General features: G+C 64.1%; 21 protein-coding genes. 3 read left to right on the top strand and 18 right to left on the bottom strand.

Going from position 1 to position 20,994, the window contains the following annotated elements; genetic code table 11:
- Positions 1-69: 69 nt before the first annotated feature.
- The 12 genes from ACQ3DC_RS05145 to ACQ3DC_RS05090 form a co-directional block, all read right to left on the bottom strand.
- Positions 70-831 carry a CoA-transferase subunit beta gene (locus tag ACQ3DC_RS05145; RefSeq protein WP_370460568.1) on the bottom strand — a complete coding sequence of 254 codons (762 nt, stop codon included), beginning with the start codon at positions 829-831 and terminating at the stop codon, positions 70-72.
- Between the two features lie 71 nt (positions 832-902).
- Positions 903-1,817 carry a CoA transferase subunit A gene (locus ACQ3DC_RS05140; protein ID WP_430751729.1) on the bottom strand — a complete coding sequence of 305 codons (915 nt, stop codon included), beginning with the start codon at positions 1,815-1,817 and terminating at the stop codon, positions 903-905.
- 17 nt (positions 1,818-1,834) lie between these two features.
- Complete coding sequence (locus ACQ3DC_RS05135; protein ID WP_157240801.1) at positions 1,835-2,290, bottom strand: MaoC family dehydratase; 456 nt, start codon at positions 2,288-2,290, stop codon at positions 1,835-1,837.
- Between the two features lie 40 nt (positions 2,291-2,330).
- Positions 2,331-3,329, bottom strand: coding sequence for a tripartite tricarboxylate transporter substrate binding protein (locus tag ACQ3DC_RS05130; RefSeq protein ID WP_197432462.1), 999 nt, complete (start codon positions 3,327-3,329; stop codon positions 2,331-2,333).
- Positions 3,330-3,412: 83 nt separating this feature from the next.
- On the bottom strand, positions 3,413-4,993 hold the full coding sequence (locus ACQ3DC_RS05125; protein ID WP_430751728.1) for a tripartite tricarboxylate transporter permease: 1,581 nt from the start codon (positions 4,991-4,993) through the stop codon (positions 3,413-3,415).
- A gap of 1 nt (position 4,994) precedes the next feature.
- A complete protein-coding gene (locus ACQ3DC_RS05120; RefSeq protein ID WP_430751727.1) occupies positions 4,995-5,528 on the bottom strand; it encodes a tripartite tricarboxylate transporter TctB family protein in 534 nt (177 codons plus the stop codon).
- Between the two features lie 18 nt (positions 5,529-5,546).
- Entirely contained in the window at positions 5,547-6,521 is a 975-nt protein-coding gene (locus ACQ3DC_RS05115) for a tripartite tricarboxylate transporter substrate binding protein (protein ID WP_430751726.1), read from the bottom strand.
- A gap of 250 nt (positions 6,522-6,771) precedes the next feature.
- The gene (locus tag ACQ3DC_RS05110) at positions 6,772-7,956 is read right to left on the bottom strand and encodes a thiolase family protein (protein WP_430751725.1); all 1,185 of its coding nucleotides are present in this window, start codon (positions 7,954-7,956) and stop codon (positions 6,772-6,774) included.
- Positions 7,956-8,732 carry a 3-oxoacyl-ACP reductase FabG gene (fabG, locus tag ACQ3DC_RS05105; protein ID WP_430751724.1) on the bottom strand — a complete coding sequence of 259 codons (777 nt, stop codon included), beginning with the start codon at positions 8,730-8,732 and terminating at the stop codon, positions 7,956-7,958. The genes ACQ3DC_RS05110 and fabG overlap by 1 nt, the downstream gene beginning before the upstream one ends.
- A 59-nt stretch (positions 8,733-8,791) precedes the next feature.
- On the bottom strand, positions 8,792-9,952 hold the full coding sequence (locus ACQ3DC_RS05100; RefSeq protein ID WP_430751819.1) for an acyl-CoA dehydrogenase family protein: 1,161 nt from the start codon (positions 9,950-9,952) through the stop codon (positions 8,792-8,794).
- Between the two features lie 102 nt (positions 9,953-10,054).
- On the bottom strand, positions 10,055-10,468 hold the full coding sequence (locus tag ACQ3DC_RS05095) for an acyl-CoA thioesterase (RefSeq protein WP_197432464.1): 414 nt from the start codon (positions 10,466-10,468) through the stop codon (positions 10,055-10,057).
- Complete coding sequence (locus ACQ3DC_RS05090; protein WP_430751723.1) at positions 10,461-11,669, bottom strand: CaiB/BaiF CoA transferase family protein; 1,209 nt, start codon at positions 11,667-11,669, stop codon at positions 10,461-10,463. The genes ACQ3DC_RS05095 and ACQ3DC_RS05090 overlap by 8 nt, the downstream gene beginning before the upstream one ends.
- A 209-nt stretch (positions 11,670-11,878) precedes the next feature.
- Between ACQ3DC_RS05090 and ACQ3DC_RS05085 the strand changes: the two genes are divergently transcribed.
- The 3 genes from ACQ3DC_RS05085 to ACQ3DC_RS05075 all read left to right on the top strand — a co-directional run bounded on the left by ACQ3DC_RS05085 (position 11,879) and on the right by ACQ3DC_RS05075 (position 15,040).
- Positions 11,879-12,781 (top strand): LysR family transcriptional regulator, encoded by a 903-nt coding sequence (locus ACQ3DC_RS05085; protein WP_157240816.1) that lies wholly within the window; start codon positions 11,879-11,881, stop codon positions 12,779-12,781.
- A 128-nt stretch (positions 12,782-12,909) separates the two neighbouring features.
- Positions 12,910-14,130, top strand: coding sequence for an acyl-CoA dehydrogenase family protein (locus ACQ3DC_RS05080; protein WP_430751722.1), 1,221 nt, complete (start codon positions 12,910-12,912; stop codon positions 14,128-14,130).
- Positions 14,131-14,173: 43 nt separating this feature from the next.
- The gene (locus tag ACQ3DC_RS05075; protein ID WP_430751721.1) at positions 14,174-15,040 is read left to right on the top strand and encodes a 3-hydroxyacyl-CoA dehydrogenase family protein; all 867 of its coding nucleotides are present in this window, start codon (positions 14,174-14,176) and stop codon (positions 15,038-15,040) included.
- A 13-nt stretch (positions 15,041-15,053) separates the two neighbouring features.
- Here the strand turns inward: ACQ3DC_RS05075 and ACQ3DC_RS05070 are convergent, their stop codons facing one another.
- From ACQ3DC_RS05070 to ACQ3DC_RS05045, 6 genes are all read right to left on the bottom strand, one after another.
- Positions 15,054-16,175: an amidohydrolase gene (locus ACQ3DC_RS05070; protein WP_430751720.1), complete on the bottom strand. Its 1,122-nt coding sequence runs from the start codon at positions 16,173-16,175 to the stop codon at positions 15,054-15,056.
- Complete coding sequence (locus ACQ3DC_RS05065; RefSeq protein WP_430751719.1) at positions 16,172-17,284, bottom strand: mandelate racemase/muconate lactonizing enzyme family protein; 1,113 nt, start codon at positions 17,282-17,284, stop codon at positions 16,172-16,174. Before ACQ3DC_RS05065 ends, ACQ3DC_RS05070 begins: the two co-directional genes overlap by 4 nt.
- Positions 17,285-17,347: 63 nt before the next feature.
- Entirely contained in the window at positions 17,348-18,157 is an 810-nt protein-coding gene (locus ACQ3DC_RS05060) for an amino acid ABC transporter ATP-binding protein (protein ID WP_430751718.1), read from the bottom strand.
- Entirely contained in the window at positions 18,154-19,158 is a 1,005-nt protein-coding gene (locus ACQ3DC_RS05055; protein ID WP_430751717.1) for an amino acid ABC transporter permease, read from the bottom strand. The genes ACQ3DC_RS05060 and ACQ3DC_RS05055 overlap by 4 nt, the downstream gene beginning before the upstream one ends.
- Positions 19,155-20,096, bottom strand: a complete 942-nt coding sequence (locus ACQ3DC_RS05050; RefSeq protein WP_430751716.1) for an ABC transporter substrate-binding protein — start codon at positions 20,094-20,096, stop codon at positions 19,155-19,157. The genes ACQ3DC_RS05055 and ACQ3DC_RS05050 overlap by 4 nt, the downstream gene beginning before the upstream one ends.
- A gap of 23 nt (positions 20,097-20,119) precedes the next feature.
- The gene (locus ACQ3DC_RS05045) at positions 20,120-20,986 is read right to left on the bottom strand and encodes a GNAT family N-acetyltransferase (RefSeq protein ID WP_430751715.1); all 867 of its coding nucleotides are present in this window, start codon (positions 20,984-20,986) and stop codon (positions 20,120-20,122) included.
- Positions 20,987-20,994: the final 8 nt, after the last annotated feature.

Raw genomic sequence — 20,994 nt, 5'->3', positions numbered from 1 at the left:
CACTGCCAGCGTGGGGGAGTGGCCAGGCCGGTGATTCCTGTCGATCCGGAGGGGATACCGGACCCGGACTCATCGCAGGTATACCCGCTCCGGATCCAACACGTCCCGCAGCAGTGCCAGTTCCCGGCCGGTCGGCGGCACCGTGGTGACCAGGTTCTTCGAGACCTCCAGGTCCCACCCTGTGGCTGCCCTGACGTCGTCCACCTCGACGCCGGGATGTACAGCGGTAAGGACAAGCTCTTCGTCGATGCCCCGGCGTGTCATGATGCCCAGATCCGTAATGACGGTGGTCACGCCCAGGCCCGCGGGCATCACGCCGCCGCGGGCCGCCGCCGCCCGACGCGGTCCGGGCGTGGTGCAGAAATCGAGGTCCGCCACGAGGGACCGGGGATTGTGCCGGCGCATCACGACGAAGATTTCGCCGGCCCCGGCCATCGCCTCGATGGCGCCCCCGGAGCCTGGGAGCTTACTGGCCGGTGCCGCCCAGTCCTTTCCGATCAGGCTGGAGTTCAGGCTGCCGTATCTGTCCACCTGGGCGGCACCGAGGAATCCGACGTCCACGCGCTGTCCCTGCAGCACGAAGTTGAACAGCTGCGCCATGGGCAGGACCCCCGCCGCGCCGGTGACGAGGACCGAATCCGAAATACTGCGCGGCAGGTCGGCCGGCTGCGCCCCGGTCACGCCTGACTCATAGATTATTTCGACGCCGGGAGAAACCGTCCGCTGCGCCAAGGACACTGCCAGGGTGGGAAGTCCGTGTCCGGCGAACACCACATGCTTTCCTTCCAGCGCACGGGCGGACAGGGTGGTGAGAAGCTCGCTGCTGGTCACTTCCGGCTGTGCAGGTTCCGTTTGGCGGCAGGATACGCGTGTCGATGATTTTTCCGATCGTTCCGTGATGCTCATTTGCGGCCTCCGTAGTTGACCGGAACGGAGAATGCCGCCTCGACCTGCAGGCGGTCCCAGTAGTCCGGGCCGAGACGGGCAATATACTCGGCATGGTCCCGGGTGCCGTGGATGTTTTCCTGCAGCCAGTCGCGAAGCCGCCGCGGATCGCGGGCGAGCTCGGACCAGCGGCGGCTGAACCCGTCGTCGCGGTCATAGTAGCCCTGGACCGAATGAGGATGCGCTCCGCGCGGACAGTGGACCACTGCGTCGACTACGTGGGATGGAACGATGGTGCGGTTCGGATCGGAGCGGATGACGGCGTCGTCGACAATTTCTTCAACCGTGACAATGACCCTCCTAGCGGCGAAGGCAGCTTCGGCCTGCACGCCAAGAATGCCCCACGCCTGGATGTTGCCGGCCAGGTCGGCCCGCTGCGCGTGAATGATCGTCACGTCGGGATTCAGCGCCGGGACCACGTGGATTTCCTCCCCGCCGTACGGGTCCTTGACGGACCGGATCTTTCCGTTCAGTGCCACGAGATCGCTGCCCCGGTAGGAGTTGATGGGATAAAACGGAAGCTTCGAGGCACCCGCAAGGTACCGGCAAACCATGCCGCCGTGGCTGTATTCCTCAAGGTCCAAGGGAACGGGGTCCGAGTTCTCCACCCGCCGGCGCAGCTCGTGGAGCGAGCCTGCCGAACTGTTTCCGACAAAGGAGCCGATGACCCCCTTCAGGCAACCGGCCGCCAGCAGTTGGTCAATCAGCACGTCGCCGGTCATCCGGGCCAGCGTCAGGTCACGGAATCCCTGCCGGATTATTTCGTGGGCAGCCGCCACCGGAACCAGGTGCCCGAATCCCTCGATGGCCACAAGCTGGCCGTCCCGGATGTGCTCCGCCACGGCCTCGCTGAGGGATGTTCTCTTGTCCACCGGCCTGCCGAGGCCCCTCAGCCGACCATCAAGGAGACTGTTTCAGCCACGCAGGCCGGCCGGGCCCCGCCCTCGAGTTGAATCTCATGGCGGATCACCACCTGGCTGCCCTGGGCCGCCGGCGTGACGGAGACGAGGGTGAGGCGGCTCCGGACCCGGGAACCCACCGGGACCGGGCTCGGAAACCGGACCTTGTTCAGCCCGTAGTTCACGATCATCTTCAATCCATTGACCCGGTACACCTCTTGTGCCAAGAACGGGATCATCGACAGGGTCAGGTAGCCGTGGGCAACCGGACGCCCAAACGGGCCGCCGGCCGCCCTCTCCGGATCGACGTGGATCCACTGCTGGTCGCCGGTGGCATCGGCAAAGTCCTGAATCCGGTCCTGTTGGACACTGTGCCAGCCGCTCACACCAAGTTCTGAGCCAATCAGCGGCACAAGCTCCGCCAGGCCATTCAGTTCCCTCACCATGAAAATCTCCCGTTGACTAGGACGACGATTGTTACCCGGCTCACCGGCCGAGGATCGGTTCGTAGAGTGCCTTGATCCGGGCAAAGTTGGCGCCCAGCTCCTCGGCACCAATGAATTCCTTCGGCACAAAGTTCTTTCCGATCTGCTCAACGACCTTGGGGTCACTAAGGCAGGTTTCGAGTTCGCGTTCGAGGGTGGACACAACAGCGTCCGGCATGCCCTGGGGACCGAACAGGCCGTAGATTGACGTGGCATTCACCAGGTCCGGGAACCCCGATTCGGCCAGCGTCGGTACGTCGGGGAGCCAGCCGAGCCGTTCAGGCGTGGTGGCGGCAACGGGAAGGAAAGACCCCTCGGTAATCCGTGCCTGGACATCAGGATGGTCGTTGATGAAAAGTGCATCCACATGCCCGCCCAGCAGATTGGTGGTCATCTCCGCGTTACCCGAGGCCGGCACGGCGGTGATCTCAACCCCGTAGTCGTTCTTCAGCCGCTGCAGTTCAATGGCCGCGGGACTCGTAGCACCAGGAACACCCATCGAGATTGCTCCAGGATCCGCCCTGGCCGCTTCGAAGAGCTCTGCTGCGTCCTTGTAGGGGGAGTTTGTTCCCACAACGATCAGGGTCGGATTGTCGGCCATGACACCTATGGGTTCAACGTCCGCAAGACTGTAGCTCAGCGAGTTGATCATAGGGGCCATGACCAGCGTGCCGGTGGTACCGAGCGCCAGCGTCTGGCCGTCGGGTTTAGAACCCACCAGCTCCTGCATTGCGACGGCTCCGCTGCCGCCGGGTTTGTTTTCGACGACGAAGGCCTCGCCGAGGCTGTTCCCCAAACAGGCGGCAACCGAACGGGCGGTAAGATCCGAGGGGCCGCCGGCGGCATAGGGCATAAGGATGGTGACCGGCTTCGCGGGATAGTCGGATCCGGCATTCCCGGGGCCGGCGGAACCGGCCACACCGCACGCTGCTACGGTCAGGGATGCCAGCGATGCCAAGGCAAGCCCGGCGGTCGTTTGAAGGCGCAAGACGTTCTTCAAGGTGCTCCCTTGTCTTTCTGTCGAATTGTCTTTCGGTTGACTCGCAACCGACGGCGCTCGCGGATGGACGCGGCGGCGCGGAATCATTCTTCGGTGCCGGAATCCGGAGTCCCCTCGCGCCTGGCCGAGGCGTGGACGAGCGTATTGCTCTCTTCCGGGCCTGCAGCGGCTGCGCGGCGCGTCCTGCGCTGCCGCCGTCTGCGGCTGATGAAGCCGTAGACGATGAACAGCCCGATCAGGATGAAGATGGTCGCGGACACCGGGTCCGAGGCGAAAATACCGAAGCTTCCTTCGGAGATCAGCATCGTCTGGCGGAAGGATTTCTCCAGGATCGGGCCCAGGATGAAAGCCAGCACCAGGGGGCCTGGGTCAAAGTGAGCCTTGATCATGATCCAGCCGAGAACCCCGAACGCGAGCACCACCCACATGTCGAACGGGTTGTTGTTGATGGAGAACACGCCGACCATGACCACCAGCAGTGCGAAGGTCGAAAGGATCCCCGTCCGTACCCGGAGCATCTGGATGAAGACTCCAACCAGCGGGATATTGAGGATGATGAGCATCAGGTTGCCGATGTACATTGACGCGACGACGCCCCAGAAAACGTTGGGATGCTCGTTGATCAGCTGCGGCCCCGGTGTGATCCCGTGCAGCAGGAGCGCTCCGTAGATCATGGCCAGGACAACGTTGGACGGGATGCCCAGGACGAGCAGCGGAATGAAGGCCGACGTTGATGAGGCGTTATTCGCTGTCTCAGGACCGGCGACGCCTTCGATGGCACCCTTTCCGAACCGGCTGGGATCCTTCGCGCGGCGCTTCTCCATGGCATAGGATGCCAGCGATGAGATGACGCCGCCGCCGCCGGGCAGGACGCCGATGAAGAAGCCCAGCACCGAGCCCCGGGCTATCGCACCGGAGGAGTCACGGAAATCCTTCCGCGAGGGCCAGATGTTCTTGATTTTGGCGGTGACGGCCTGGCCCTTTTCGCTCCGCTCGAGGCTATGGAGCAGTTCTCCCACACCGAAAAGCCCCATGGCGATAGCGACGAAATCCAACCCGCCCAGCAGCGACGTCTGGCCGAACGTGAAGCGTGCGGTTCCGGTAACCGGGTCCTGGCCCACGGTGGAGAGCAGGAGGCCGATTCCTGCCATGAACAGGCTCTTGACCGTTGAACCGCTGCCGAGGGAGGTCACCAGGAACAGGCCCAGGATCATGATGGCGACGTAGCCCGCCGGGCCCACCGCGACGGCCACCTTGGCAAGCAACGGAGCCAGGAAGGTAAGGCCGATGATGGCTACCGTGCCGCCGATGAAGGAACCGACCGCGGAAATGCCGAGAGCCGTTCCGGCCCTGCCCTGCTTGGTCATCTGATAACCATCAAAGGTGGTGACCACTGATGCGGCCTCGCCGGGAAGACGCAGGAGTACCGAGGTGATCGTGCCGCCATACATCGAGCCGTAGTAGATACCGGCCAGCATGATCACCGCGCCGACCGGATCCATCGTGTAGGTGATCGGCAGCAGGAGCGCGATGGTGGCGGTCGGGCCCAGCCCCGGCAGGACGCCGATGGCAGTTCCGATGACCACACCGACGAATACGAACAGCAGGTTCATCGGGTCAAAGGCTACAGAGAAGCCCTGGCCCAGGTTGTTCAGGGCGTCCATATCAGAATCCGATCATCGGGGAGAGGCTGGTGACTACGATGTCGTCGGGAAACGGCACCCCAAGCAGGCCTGCGAAAACCACGTGCAGCACAACGGCACCTCCGAGGGCCAAAGGGACGGTCCAGCGCCACGGCTCGCGGCCGAAAACCCGGAGCCAGAGCAGAAGCATCAGAAACGCCGGAACCAGGAAGCCTATGGCTTCAAAAAGCACCACGAACACGCACAGGCTGCCCACGCCGCCCGCAATAGCGGCCGTCCGCCGGGTCCAGGACTCGGGAACCGCCGCGTCCGGGAACAGCACGAGGGCCACCGCTGCGATGGTCACCGCGACGGAGACGATAAAGGGCCAGAGCCCGGGACCGGGGCTGTTCAGCTCTCCCAGCGAGAGCTGCCAGGACCCGATCACGGCCGATACTCCGGCGGCGACCAGGAGAAGGGGGACCAGGCGGCGGAGCCGATGCCGGGGCCTGTCGGGGTGTCCGGCCGCCGGACGGGCTTCGTCCACCTCTGCGGGGCCAAGAGCGGGTTTCGTCATATCCATGCCTTTGCTGATTTACTTCCCCAGGAGGGGTTGGTAGAGGTCCTGCATGGCAGTGAATGCGGTGTGCAGCTCCTTGGAACCGGCGAATTCGTCAGGCACAAACCGTTCGCCGACCTGTTCGGCCACGCCCGGATCAGCGGCGCAAGTCTTGAGTTCGCCTTCGAGCTTGGAGACGACGTTCTCCGGCATGCCTTTCGGGCCGACGACGCCGAACACCGAAACTGCGTTGACCAGATCCTTGAAGCCGACTTCGGCCAGCGTCGGAACCTCGGAGTACCAGGCGGCGCGTTCCGGGCTGCTGATGGCAAGCGGCTTGAAGGATCCGTCCGCGATCCGTGCTGCAACGTCGGAATGGTCGGTTATGAACAGTGCGTCGACATGGCCGCCGAGCAGATTCGTGGTCATTTCCGCGTTGCCGGCGGTCGGAACCGCCGTGACCTCGATGCCGTAGTCGGACTTCAACCGCGTCAGCTCGATCGCTGCGGAGGTGGTAGCCCCGGGAACCGCGACGCTGAGCTTCCCGGGACTTGCCTTGGCCGCCGCGAAAAATTCCTTCGCATCGGCAAACGGCGAGTCGGCGCCGACCACGAGCATGGTGGGCATCTCGGCCATGACTCCGACCGAGGTGAAGTCAGCCAGGCTGTAGCCTAATTTGTTCACGATGGGGTTCATGACCAGCGGGCCGTTGGTGCCGAGCCCGAGCGTGTGGCCGTCCGGCTTGGCGCCGGCCAACTCCTGCATGGCTATGCCGCCGCTGCCGCCGGGCTTGTTTTCAACCACGACGGGCTTTCCCAGGCTGCGTTCGAGGCAGGATGCGTAGGCGAGTGCTGTCATGGAGGAGGGGCCACCCGCGGCGAAAGGGACCAGGAACCGCACCGGCTTCTTCGGGTAGTCGGATCCGTCATTGGCACGGGCCGCTCCACCGGCGCCGCAGCCCACCAGTGCCAGCGAGATCCCCACAAGCCCTGCAGAGACTTTCAAATGCATTGCGCTTCGCTTCTTCAAAACGGACCTCATTGTCGTTCGGGTTGGTGGTTGGTCTTGCACATTGTGTTGATCGCCTTTGTGTTAGCTAGATCACTCTCGCAGAGTGTTCAATTCGAATCCAATACCAAATTGAGCACCGATTGATGTGCTTAAGGCATCAATAATCAGGCGGGCATTCGCGGCGGGAGCGGCGCTGTGAAGTCACCCCTCGCCGACGTTATTCAGCGGTTTTCAGCAAGGAAACAAGGGGTCAGGCTCGTTCGAGGAGCATCGCGGTGCCTTGCCCGAGCCCCACGCACATGGTGGCCAGGCCCCTGGCCGCACCTTCACGCTCCATCCTGCCCAGCAGCGTAACGGCGATCCGGGCACCGGAGGATCCAAGGGGGTGGCCGAGCGCGATTGCGCCGCCGTCCCGGTTCACGATCTCCTCGTTCATTCCCAGCCTGCGCATGCAGGCCAGTGCCTGCACCGCGAAGGCCTCGTTGAGCTCGATCGCCCCCACGTCATCGAGTGACCAGCCGGCCCGCCCAAGCACCTTGAGTGTGGCCGGCACCGGGCCGATGCCCATGATCTCCGGCGGCACGCCCGCGGAGGCGCCGTCGACGATTCGTGCCCGCGCGTGAAGGTTCAGCCGCTCGACGGCATTTTTACTGGCAACAACGACGGCGGAGGCGCCGTCATTGAGTGAACTGGAGTTTCCCGCGGTCACCACGCCGCCGGGGTGCACCACCGGGCGCAGGCCCGCCAGCGCTTCGAGGGTCGTTTCACGTCGGGGACCCTCGTCCTCCTTGACAGCTCCCCGCTTAGTCTCTACCGGAACGATCTCCGCCAGGAAACGGCCTTCATCCACAGCCGCAAGGGCCCGTTGATGTGAACGGAGCGCGAAGGCATCCGCGTCCTCGCGGGAAATACCGTCCACGCGCGCCAGCTCCTCTGCCGTCTCCGGCATCGAAAAGGTGGATTTGGGGCGTTCGTGGAACTTCGGATTCAGGAAGCGCGAACCAATGGAGGTATCGGCGATTTCTCCCGGGCGTCCGAATGCCTTCTCGGGCTTTGCCAGCACCCAGGGGGCCCGGGACATGGATTCCACTCCGCCGGCCACTACGATATCCGCCGCACCTGACTTGATCATCTGCGATGCGATGATGATGGCGCTGAGCCCGGAGGCGCAAAGCCGGTTCACGGTCATCCCCGGGACACTGTCCGGGAAGCCTGCGAGCAGGGATGCCATCCGCGCCACATTGCGGTTGTCCTCTCCCGCCTGGTTGGTGTTGCCCAGGATCACCTCATCGACGTCGGCAGCCTCGATTCCTGCCCGCCGAACAGCTTCGCCGAGAACGAGCGCCGCCAGGTCATCCGGACGGACCCCGGACAGTGAGCCGCCGTAGCGCCCCACCGGGGTGCGCACCCCGCCCACCAGGAATGCTTCAGCCATCAACGTGCTCCTCCATTGATATAGAGCGTCTGGCCGGAGACATATGAGGAATCATCGCTGGCGAAGAACGCAATCGCGGCGGCCACTTCCTCCGGCTCCCCGACCCGCCCCAACGGGGTGCGTTCGGCCACGGATTTCTGGTGCTCCTCCGGCGTGCTGCCGACCCGTCCAGCTGTCGCAGCGGTCATGGCGGTGGCGATGTAGCCCGGCGCCACCGCGTTGACGTTGATGTTGAACGGACCCAGTTCCAGTGCCAGCGTGGCGGTGAGTCCCTGGATCCCTGCCTTGGCGGCAGCATAGTTAGCCTGCCCGCGGTTGCCCAGCGCGGAGCGGCTGCTCAGGCTGACAATCTTTCCGTACCGGGCCTGCACCATGAACTTCTGCGCTGCTTTGGCGCAAAGGTAGGCGCTGGTCAGGTTGGTGGCCAGGACAGAATCCCAGTCCGGACGGTCCATTTTGAAGAGCATGTTGTCCCGGGTGATGCCGGCGTTGTTGACCAGGATGTCGATGCGTCCGTGGTCGGCGAAGATCTGCCCGAAGACCTCGGCAACCTGGTCCTCACTCGTGACATCACAGGCGGCGCTGACTGCCGAACCTCCGGCCGCCCCGACGGCGGCGTCTGAGCTGATTTCGGCGGCCGTGGCCGCCGCCCGCTCGGCGTTCAGGTCCAGGATGGCAACCGTTGCGCCCTCCGTGGCCAGCCGGAGGGCCGTGGCAGCGCCGATCCCCTGTGCCCCGCCTGTGACGATGGCGGTCTTGTTTTTCAGCCTGTACATTGGCTCTCCCTCTTGGCTTGTTCTTCGTTTGGTTTGGCTTGCTCCTGGCAAGAAGGACGTCATCCTGAGAATGCTGAGATGCCGGTGATATCGCGGCCGATCAGCAGCGACTGGATGGAGTCCGTTCCCTCGTACGTGTGGACGACTTCCATATCAGTCATGTGGCGCGCTACATGGTTTTCCAGCAGCAGCCCGTTGCCGCCCAGGATGTCGCGGGCTTCCTGGCAGATCCAGCGCGCCTTCTGGGCCGTGTGCATCTTGGCCAGTGACGCCATGGGGCCGGTCATTTTCCCTTGGTCGGCGAGTGCGGCCAGGCGAAAGCAAATCAGCTGCATGGCGGTCAACTCGGCCAGCATGTTGGCGAGCTTGTTCTGCACCAGCTGATAACTGGCAATGGGCTTGCCGAACTGCACGCGTTCCTTCGCGTATTTCACTGCGGCCTCGTACGCGGCGATCCCGTGGCCCACTGATTCCCAGGAGGCACCGCCGCGGGTCGCGGTGAGCACACGGGTGACATCGCGGAAGGAATTCGCCTCGACGAGCTTGTTCTCCGCCGGAATCCGCAGATTTTCAATGGTGATGTCGGGCTGCAGAATCGCCCTTTTGCCGATCTTGCCGGTGATCACCTCGGCCCGGTAGCCCGCCGGGTAGCTGCCGTCGCCGTTCTTTTCCAGAATGAACGCCTTGACCTTGCCGTCCGCTTCATCCCGGGCCCAGAGCACGACGACGTCGGCGAAGCTCGCGTTGCCGATCCAGCGTTTGCGGCCGTTCAGGATGTAGTGGTCACCGTCCCGGCGCGCGCTCGTTTCCAGCCCCACGGAGTCCGAGCCATGGTCCGGCTCGGTGAGTCCGAAGGCCCCGATCTTTTCCAGCCTGGCCATCCCGGGAAGCCACCGCTGCTTCTGCTCCTCGCTGCCGAGCGTATTGATGGTGCCCATCGCCAGGCCGGACTGGACCCCGATGAAGGTGTTGATGGAGCCGTCTCCCCGTGCCATCTCCATGGCCACCATTCCGGCTGCCAGGCGGCTCATGCCGGGGCAGCCGTAGCCTTCGATGGTTGTGCCGACGATGCCGAGCGCCGCGATCTTGGGGACGAGGGCGAACGGAAATTCCGCCCGGTCCCAATAGTCGTTGATGACCGGCAGAAGGTCGGTTTCGACAAAATTACGGACCTTCTTCCGGATGATCCGTTCGTCTTCGGAGAGGAAGTCATCGACCATGAAGTAGTCGCTGTTGATCTCTTCTGTAACCACAGTTTTTCCTTTGTCTCTGGACAGCCGGGGTTGCCCGCAATGTTTGTCCGGTTGTTGTTTGGGTGCCGCTCAGACCGGCACTTCAGCGCGCAGATAGCGCTCCAGGTAGTCTCTTTCCCTGGCGTCGAGCGCCCGGGCCTTCCCGGTCGCGTCGTCGAGGGAAACCATGACTGTTGAGGCGTCCAGGACCAGGTTCCCGTCCTGGTATCCGGCGTAGGCCATGGTGTAGGACCTGTCCCCGATGCGTGCCACCCAGATGTCCACGTCAACGTCCTGGCCGAACTCGATGGGCCGGCGGTAATGCAGCGTCAGGGACGCCACCAGGGTGGTTGTTTCGGCGGCAGCGGCTGCGGAGGCCGCGTGGCGCCGCCACTGAATCCGGGCCTCTTCCAGCAGGGTTGCCACGCGCGCATTGTTTACATGGCCGTTGACGTCCTGGTCGGACCAGCGGACGTACACCTGTGCGCGGAATTCCTCAGCCAACGAGCCGCACCTCCTTGGCGGCCAGCCAGGTGCGGACCAGATCGGAGCTGGCATTGAGTTCCGGCGGGGCCAGTTCATAACTGACCGGGGTTTGCGAGAAGGCAACCGGGTGGCGCACGGAGGGAATCCGGCGTTCGCCGTTTCCGGCCATAACGATCGGTTCCAGTCCCAGTTTCCGGGCGAGTTCAATGCCGCCCTTGACGTCCTGGATGGGCGCGCAGGGCAGGCCTAGTCCGGAAAGGTGCTCAAACCACTCAGCCGCGGAACGCTCGGCCAGGCGCCCCTGGAGGATGGGCCGCAGCTCCTCACGGTTGGCGTTGCGCTCCTGCGGGTTGCCGAAGCGCGGGTCTGCGGCAACTTCGGGGATGCCCAGAGCATCACAGAGTTTGGTGAACTGGCCGTTGTTTCCTGCCACGACGATCAGCATTCCGTCGCCTGTAGGCATCGGTTCATAGGGGTACAGGCTGGGGTGCTCGTTGCCCATGCGGGTGGGTACCAGCCCGCCAGTGACATAGGCCGCCGACTGGTTGACCATTCCGGACAGGGCGGACGAGAGCAGGTTCAGCTCAACAAGCTGCCCCTGGCCGGTGTTGTCCTTGTGGTGGAGTGCCCCAAGAATGCCGATGCTGGCGTGCAGGCCGGTGATCACGTCGAATATGGCCAGTCCGGCACGGTATGGTTCGGTGTCCTGGCCGCCCGTGAGGCTCATCATCCCGGACACCGCCTGGACCAACAGATCGTAGCCCGGCAAGCCCGCGCCCCCGGCGGTGCCGAAACCGGTAATGGACGCGTAGATGACATCCGGGTTCAGTGCGGAAACGCTGTCGTAGTCCAGCTTGAACTGCTCCAGCCCCCCAGGCTTGAAGTTCTCCACGAGGACATCTGCCCTTGCGGCGAGTTCGCGGGCAACTTCAAGATCTGACTCGTCCCTGAAGTCGAGCACAATCGAATGCTTGTTGCGGTTGACGGACAGATAGAACGTGGCTTCATCGTCACGGACGGGCGGCTTCCAGCCGCGGGTGTCGTCTCCCTGCGGGCTCTCGACCTTAATCACCGTCGCTCCCATGTCCGCCAACAGCATGGTGCAATACGGTCCGGCGAGGACGCGGGTGAAGTCCGCAACAACCACGCCGCTCAGCGGCCCGCTGCCGGAGCGGCCGAAAGCCTGGTTCAGCCTTGATGCAGCGTCAGTTTGATTCATGTCATGCCTTCCGGTTTGTGCTCCACATCACCCACTGTGGCAAACCCATTACTTCGCGTCCAATACGTATTCCGGCCTCCTTTGATGCGCAAAGCGCAACAAAGGCCCTGCTCTTGCCGCCGCGCAGCCCCTTGGTGGAAAAACAGCATTGATGCGGAAGCCTCACTGACGTTTGACGCTTCTATGTGCCTGACGCATAATTGCCCGCTATGGAGATCCAGCAGATCCGCGCGTTCCTGGCCGTTGCCCAAGAGCTGCATTTCGGGCGGGCCGCCCAGCAGCTGCACATGGCCCAGCCCCCGGTCAGCCGTGCAGTCCAGAACCTGGAACGGGAGCTCGGCGCCCCACTCTTTGAGCGCAGCACCCGCTCTGTGCGGCTCACCCCGGCGGGCGAGGCCCTGGTCCAGCCGGCGACGGATATTCTCGATGCCTGCCGGCGGGCCAGGACCATGGTTGCCAACGCCGGCAAGGGCGAGACCGGGCGCGTGAGGGTCGCTTTCGCCGGAGCGTCGTCGCACGTCATGGTCGGAAAGCTGGCAAAACTGGTCCGCAAAACACACCCGGGCATCGACTTCGAGCTGTACAGCTCGAATTTCGCCATCCCGGCCCTGGACAAAGTGGCCAACGGCGCCATGGAAATCGGGCTGGGACGGTGGAACTTCATCCCGGCAGCCCTCGACTCCCGGGTCATTGCCAACGAAAAACTCGTCATCGCCGTGCACGCCGGCCACCCACTGGCCGGGCGGGCTTCCGTGCGGATGGCTGACCTGGACGGCGAGCCATTCGTTACCCTGCCCGCGGATCCCGGCGCGGTCCTGCGCGACCATCTCCTCAGGCTTGCCAGCGATGCCGGGTTCCTGCCGTCAATTGTGCAGGTAGCACCGGATTCACTGACGCTGGTCTCACTGGTGGCCGCTGAAATCGGGGTGGCGATGACGGTCTCTTCCGTTGCGGAGAATCTCCACTATCCGGGCGTGTTGTTCCTGCCCCTGGAGGACCCCGCGGACCCTGTCCTGCTGCGAATGATTTGGCGCAAGGACAACACCAGTCCCGCCCTCCGGGAGGTTCTGAGGCTTTCTGAAATTGCGCTGCCGACACCGGAACTTGACTGAGCGTCTAATGCTCCGAGCGAATCAATAGTGCTGTTATTTGGTATTGGATCGGAACATAAATTGCTGTCACAGTGAACGGGGCGAACGCAAACCAACGCCGTTAGGCCGTCACAGTCGGAGGATCAAAGATGAGCGTCACACCAGAAACCCTGTCCGAACCGGAACTGCAGGCCGTTACCGGCGCTGCCGGCGAGGTCCGCTCGGACGTGCTGGACCTGCAGGGGCTGCTCAGCAGTGACGAACTGAAGCTGCGGGACACCGTCCGCCGGTTCGTGCGCGAGCGCATCAAGCCGAACATCAAGGACTGGTATGAAGCTGCGCACTTCCCGGTGGAAATTGCCCAAGAGATGGGTGCCCTGGGGCTCCTGGGAATGCACCTGAAGGGCTACGGCTGCCCGGGCCGTTCCGCCGTCGAATACGGTTTGGCGGCGATGGAACTGGAAGCCGGGGACTCCGGGCTGCGGACGTTCGTCTCGGTCCAGGGCTCATTGGCGATGACCGCCATCCACAAATGGGGTTCGGAGGACCAGAAGAACCGCTACCTGCCCGGCATGGCGAAGGGTGAGATCATCGGCTGCTTTGGCCTCACCGAACCCACGGCAGGCTCGGATCCCTCCAGCATGCAGACCTTCGCCCGCCGCGACGGCAACCAATGGGTCATCAGCGGCGCGAAACGGTGGATCGGGTTGGCCTCCGTGGCGCAGATCGCCGTCATCTGGGCCGCTACCGAGGACGGCGTCCGGGGTTTCCTGGTCCCCACCGACACTCCCGGCTTCACCGCCACGCCGATAGAGCCAAAGCTCTCCATGCGGGCATCGATCCAGTGCGATATCACCCTTGAAGACGTCACAGTGGACGACACCGCCAGGCTGCCGGGCGCCGCGGGCCTCCGCGGCCCGTTCTCCTGCCTGAATGAAGCCCGCTACGGCATCATCTGGGGTGCCATGGGGGCGGCCCGGGACAGCTACGAGCAGGCGCTGGCCTACTCGCTGGAGCGGATGCAGTTCGATAAACCGCTGGCTGCGTACCAGATCACGCAGCAGAAGTTGGTGGATATGCTGCTGGAAATCCAGAAGGGCACCCTGCTGGCGATCCACACGGGCCGGCTCAAGGATGCCGGCACCCTTGCACCCGTCCAGATCTCCGTAGGCAAACTCAACAACGTCCGGGAAGCCATCAAGATCTGCCGCGACGCCCGCGCCATCCTGGGCGGCAACGGCATCACCCTGGACTATTCGCCCCTGCGCCACGCCAACAACCTGGAGTCTGTCCGGACCTACGAAGGCACCGACGAGGTCCACACCCTGATCCTGGGTAACCACATCACCGGGATTCCCGCTTTCCGCTGAGCTAGGCGCCGGAAGTCACGTTGCGCACCAGGAGAAGAGAATCATGCAGGTCAACAGGATTTTGGTGGTCGGGGCCGGAGCCATGGGCTCACAGATCGGCATGGTGTGCGCCCTGGCCGGCTACCAGGTCACCATCCAGGATGTCGCGGCAGACATGCTGACAGCCGCCCGGAGCCAGCTCACCGACCGGATGAACAGCAGCGTGGCCAAGGGGCGCCGGAGCCGACAGGATGCCGGGGCCGCCCTGGCGCGGCTCACCTTCACCAGCACGCTGGAGGCCGGCGCCGCGGATGCCGACTTCGTGATCGAGGCCGCCACCGAGAAACTCGAAGTGAAGCGCAGCATCTTCGCGGCGCTGGGACGGGCAGCCCCCACGCACGCCATCCTGGCCACAAATTCCTCCACGCTGGGCTCCTCGAAAGTGGCCGAGGAGACAGGGCGGCCGGAGCAGGTCTGCAACATGCATTTCTTCAACCCGGCCCTGGTCATGAAATGTGTTGAGGTGGTCCGCCACGCCAAGACATCTCCGGACACGGTGGACACCACCATGAATCTGGCGCGCTCATTGGGCAAATCGCCCGTCCTTATCAACCGCGAGATCCCCGGATTTGTGGCCAACAGACTCATGGGCGCCATCCGGGACGAGGCACTCCGGCTTTACGCGGACGGCATCGCCAGTGTCAGCGACATCGACACTGCAGCCAGGACTGCGCTGGGCCACCCCATGGGGCCGTTTGAGCTGATGGACCTGGTGGGCCTTGACGTGAGCTACCTGATCCGGCAAGCGACCTTCGAGGAAACGCAGGACCCGGCGGACCTGCCCCACCCCGCCTTGGCGGAGCTCTACGAACAAGGTAATTACGGCCGGAAAACCGGGCAGGGCTGGTACCGGTATGACCAGCCGGCATGACTCGACCTGCCTTCTATTCGCTCCGGGCCAGCGACTGCCGGCAGGACGCCAGAAGGACATCCACGGCGCGTTCCATCGCACCGCCGTCGAACGTCATGTCCGGGTGGTGGAGTCCGGGTTGGACGTTTGCCCCGACGGCCAGCATGGCCGCCTGAAGCGCAGGGTTCTGCCGGGTGTAGAAGTGGAAGTCGTCCGAGCCTGACGTGACGATCCTGGGACGCAGGTACTCCCTGCCCAATGTCGCCGTGACCGACGAAGCCAGGACGGCCTCGGCCTTGTGCCCTATCACTGCAGCAGGCACCTCATCCCGGAAGTCGAGGCGGATCTCCGCCCCGCTGTTCGCCGCCACCGATCGGCACACCTCCACCAGCCCCGTCCGCAGCGTGGCCATGGCTTCGTTGGTTTGGGCGCGCAGGTCCACCCCGAAGCATCCGCTGCCGGGGATGACGTTGAGGTTTCTTCCGCCGGCGTGCAGCATTGTCATTTTCGCGGAACTCGGGATCTGCGGATCGACCTTGATGCGCTGCAGCCCTGCCGAGATTTCAAGCGCAAGTTCGACGGCGTTCGCTCCGAGGTGGGGCCGTGCCCCATGGTGGTCCTCACCTGTGATGGTGCCGCTGGCGAAGAGGCAGGCCCCGTGGGAGATGGCGGGCGCCAGGCAGGGAGCGGGGAGTTCCTGCTGCGGGCGCAGGTGCACGCCAAAGAGATACTCAAGCCCGTCCGCGACACCAAGTGACGCCACCAGTTCCGCCCCGTTGCCCGCCTCCTCCGCGGGTTGGAAGATGGCACGGACGGCTCCGTTGAGCGGCTCCGGCTGCTCCGCAAGTTCGAGCATGACGGAAGCGACTATCGCCATGTTGGCATCATGGCCGCACGAATGCACAGCAATCCGTTTCCCGTCCACCTCCTGCACCAAGGCATCCATATCCGCCCTGAGCCCTATCCTGGGAACTCCCTCCCCGGCATCCACGGTGAAACCGGGAAAGTCGGAAAATTTCCGTGGTTCGAGGCCCGCTTCCGCGAGCAGGCCGGCAAGGTACGCGGAGGTGGCGAACTCCTCCATGCTCGGTTCCGGGTGATCGTGCAGGTGGTTCCAGATGTCGTGCAGACGGCGGCGCGCTGCCTCATTGATCACGCAGTGACCCCGCACTCGCTGACCGTTAGGTCGGCCAGGACATCGAGGTCCACGTCCACCCCCAGCCCCGGGCCCTCGCCGATCTGGACTTCGGGCAGGACGTACTGAAGGTTTCCGGGTTCCCGGGCGAACTTGACGGGTCCCGAGAGTTCGGTGGAGACAATGTTTGGATGGGACAGGGCCAGATGGAAGCCGGCGGCCGAGGCGATGCTGGTTTCCAGCATGGAACCGATCTGGACCTTGAGGCCGCCGAGTTCGGCTTGGGTGGCCAGCCGGTGGCAGGGCGTGATTCCGCCGCTCTTCATGAGCTTGAGGTTGACCATGTCCACTGAACGGTCCCTGACGAACCGGCCCAGGTCGGCGGCGTCCACCACTGATTCGTCGGCCATCAGGCGGGCGCCGGTGGCCTGGCGCAGCAGCTTGAAACCGTCGATATCGTCGGCGTGGAGCGGTTGTTCCACCCAGTCGATTCCGTAGGGTTCCAAGGCAGCAATCATCTCTCGTGCCGTTGCGGGATCGGCCCACCCCTGGTTGGCGTCCACCCGGATCGCGAGGTCTGAGCCAATGGCTTCCCTGACAGCCCGCACGCGTTCAATATCCAGGCCATCACCGCCGCCGAGTTTCATCTTGAGGTGGCGGTAGCCTTGGCTCCGGGCCTGGACTGCCTGTTCGGCCAGGGTCTCCGGGGCAAGGATGCTCATGACCCTCGCGATCGTGGGCTGCTCCGGGCGCCGCCCGCCGAGCAGGCTGTAAATGGGGCGGTTGGCTGCTTTGCCGGCCAGGTCCCAACAGGCAATGTCGAGGGCGGCCTTTGCGGCTCCGCAGCCCTTGAGCGCCCTGTTGAGCTGCTGGTGGACGGCTGTGATATCGCGGGGATCCAGCCCCAGGACTGCGGGAATCAACTCCGTCTTAAGCGCTTCGACGGTTCCCGTGGGCGTTTCCCCGGTGATGTGCCCGTCCGGGACACTCTCGCCGTAGCCGATCAGGCCGTCGTCTGTTTCGAGGGTGAGGATGACGCTGGGCATTGACGAGTAGCTGTCGTAGGACACCACGAACGGTTCCAGCAAGGGGACATCGATCAGGGTGATGGTGGCGCGGGATATCTTCAATTCAGGCTCACTGTTCAAAGAGGAAGGACGGAAGCGTGCCGTCCTGACGGTGGGAAAAGGGGACTACATCACGCTCTCGAGGAAGGAAATGGTCCTTGGGTTTTGCGGGTTGTCCAGCACGTCTTCGGGGGCGCCGGACTCCACCACCACGCCGCCGTCCATGAACACCACGCTGTCGCCCGCGCCGCGTGCGAAGCCGATCTCGTGCGTAACAACGATCATGGTCATGCCGTCCGCTGCCAGGGTCCGCATGACGTCCAGGACATCGCCCACCAGTTCCGGGTCAAGGGCGCTGGTTGGCTCATCGAACAGGAGCAGCCGGGGATCCATGGCAAGTGCGCGGGCGATGGCGACCCGCTGCTGCTGCCCGCCTGAAAGCTGGGACGGATAGGCCTTGGACAGGTGGGCCAGTCCCACCCTGTCCAGCAGTTCCATCCCGCGCTTGACGGCCTCCGCCTTGGGCACCCTTTTGACGCCGACCGGGGCGGCCCAGATGTTCTCCAGTGCGGTCATGTGGGGAAAGAGGTTGAAGCGCTGGAAGACCATTCCGATGCCCCGGCGCTGTTTGGCAACTTCGCGGGGTCTCATCTCGAAAATTTTGTCCTGGCGTTGCGCGTAGCCAATCAGGTCGCCCGCAACGGAGATCCGGCCGCCGTCGATCCGTTCGAGGTGGTTGATGCAGCGGAGGAAGGTGGATTTACCTGAGCCGGACGGACCCAGGAGGCACATGACCTCGCCGGTGTTGACTGTCAGGGAGATGCCTTTCAGCACCTCGACGCCGCCATAGTGCTTCCGTACGTTGCTGGCCACGAGGAGCGGCTGTGCGGCCGGGCGGTGGCCGGGATGCCTGGGGGAGGCCAGTGCCTCGGTCATGACGGTTGTCCTTTCGATGCTTTCGGGGGTGTCGCCCCACCGAGGGGCGGCCGTTTACCTAGCACTGCCCTGATCCTGGCCAGGGGAGTGGGAGCCTGCTGGCGGGCGTTGCCCCTTCCGTAGTGGCGTTCCAGGTAGTACTGGGGAACGGACAGCGCCGAGGTGAGGAAGAGGTACCAGCAGCTGACAACGATGAGGAGTTCCATCTGGCGCAGGTTCTGGGAAGAGATCTGCGTGGCCACGGTGTAGAGCTCCAGCACCGCGATGACGGAGAGCAAAGACGTGTTTTTGAGCATCGAGATCGTCTCATTGCCCATTGGCGGGATGATGACCCGCATGGCCTGGGGCAGGACCACACGGAACAGGGTGAAGGCCGGGGACATTCCCAGGGAGGATGCAGCTTCGTGCTGGCCGGCGTCGACGGACAGCATCCCGCCGCGAATGATTTCCGCTGAATAGGCGGCCTGGTTCAGGGTCATGGCGAGCAGTCCGGCAGTGAAGGCCGGGACCAGGGTGTTGGTGTCCACGGAGAAGACAGTGAATTCCGTGAAGGGAATGCCCAGCGAGATCTGTGAATACAGCAGTCCCAGGTAGCCCCAAAAGACCACTTGGATCAGCAGGGGAGTGCCCCGGAAGACCCAGACGTAGAACCAGGCGAAGGCGTTCATGACGGGATTCGTGGACAGCCGCATCACTGCGAGGAATACGCCAAAAACCGTGGACACCACCATGGATACAACGGTGAGGACAATCGTCAGGCCCACGCCCCCGAGGATCCGGGGATGGAACACATAGGTGCCAATGGTGCCGTGGTCGATGTTCGGGTTGGTCCACAGTGATGCCGCCAGCGCGGCAGCGCCCAGGGCAAGGAGGGCAGCTCCCACCCAGCGCCAGGGGTGCCGGAGGGGAACGGCTACGACGTCGTCCTGGCTGCTTCCATGGGCAGGCACGGTTCCGGGGCCGGCAGGTTTCTGGCGAGGGGTGGTGACGGCGGTGTTCATGGCTTGGTACCGCCCAGGTTCAGCCCGGTCTCCTTGACCGTGTAGTCGGAGAGGCTGTATTTGGCCAGGATCCGATCGTAGGTGCCGTCTGCGATGACCGACTGGAGGGCGGCCAGCAGCGCCTTCGAAAGCTCAGCGTCCTTCTTGAGAACACCTATACCGGTGTAGACGGGGTTGTATCCGGCCGGGTTGGCAGGGTCTTTTACGAGGTCGAAGATCTTCCCGCCGCCGGCGGTCGTGGCGGCATAGGCTGCCACCGCCGAATCAACGACGTCGGCTGCGGCCTTTCCGGACCGGACGGCTGTTTGGACGTCCGTCTCCAGCGGGAGTTCGGAGATCCTGATGGGCCGGGATCCTTTGTCCAGGCACTGCTGATCATAGGTGCGGAGGATTTCGGCCTGGACGGTGGCCTTCTGCACGGCGACGTCTTTGTCGCACAGGTCCAGGACGGTGGTGATGTTTCCGGGGTTCCCTTCGGGCACCAGGATCGAGAATCCTGCGTGGAAGTAGTCCACGAAATCCAGGGTTTCCTGGCGCTCCGGGGTGTCGTTCATCCCCGACATGATGATGTCGTTCTTGCCCGATTGCAGCGAGGGAATGATGCTGTCGAACGCCTGGGTCCGGAGCTCCAGCCGCACCCCGAGCTTGGCTCCGAGGGCCTGGGCGAGATCGTAGTCCAGGCCCGTGAGCTGCTGGTTTTCGTCGAACATCTCCATGGGTGGATAGGGAATGTCGGAGGCGACGTTGATGACGCCTGCGCTCTTGAAGCGTTCGGGAAGAGCGGCGGCGGCCGCGGCGTCCACGGCGCCTCCCGAAAAGGCGTTCGCATTGCTGGCAGGTGTTGTCTCTGCCGAGCAGGCTGCCAGGCCTGTCGCCAGCGCGAGGCCGGCGGCAAGGACGGCCGTCCGGGCCGTTACTGCACGGGATGTGGTGCGCATGGGTTCTCCTCTTGGGGGTGGGTTTAGGCCTGGTCGGGCGCGGTCAGTTTGTACCAGCCGTCTCGCGTGACGCCGGATGCTTGACGCCCCGAAGCGAAAGCGGGTTCGAAGATCTCCCGCACGAGCACACGCCACCGGGCTGCGGCGTCGGGGTTCGAGCCGCGGAGTGCCACGATGTCCCGCGGCGCGCGGCACCACAGCGTTCCGCCCGATTCCAGGAGGACAGGCAGCGAGTCGGGGCCGTATTCGAGGACGGCAGACGAGTGGTCAGGTGGAAGTTCGATCTCCGCATGGATTCCGCGCCCGGCATCCATGCTCCGCTGGGAGGCCAGCGGCCATACCGCCACGAGGCGGTCGCTTTCGTCGTTGGCGTTGATCTCGTCCTGCATCTGGCCATAGAAGTTGCAGGCATACTCTGATGCGTACGCTCCCAGCTTGGTGAGGTTGAAGCGGGCATTGCGGCTGACCAGCGGGTCAAAGGTCCAGGTCATGGTGTCGATGCCCCGGGCCAGTGACCAAGCCCGCTGGTGTTGTTTGAGGGCGAACCCAACGCCCTTGTCGCCGCTGCCGGGAAGCACGCCGGCAATCAGCGAGTAGGTGGATCGCCCTCCTGGGGAGACGATCCCCACCGCCGCTCCGCACAGTTGCCCGGTGTGGTCGTAAGCGGCGGACACATTGCAGCCGGCATGCGCAATGCTGCGCAGGAGGTCGAAGGGGATAGGTGCGCCGTGCGGTGACATGCCCCAGATGGCAATGAGCAGTGCTTCCACGTCCCGGAGGCGGTCGCGGTCGTGTTCGTCCACCACCAGGACACCGGCCCTGGACGCTGCTGCGGTTGCTGATTCTGCGGCTTGAAGTGCGGCCGGACCGGCATCAAGAGTAAGTGACATGCGTCAAC

The sequence above is a fragment of the Paenarthrobacter sp. NEAU-H11 genome (assembly GCF_050573415.1).
Taxonomy (GTDB): domain Bacteria; phylum Actinomycetota; class Actinomycetes; order Actinomycetales; family Micrococcaceae; genus Arthrobacter.
The sequence above is the reverse complement of the archived record's forward strand: the minus strand, read 5'-3'. Positions and strand labels throughout refer to the sequence as shown.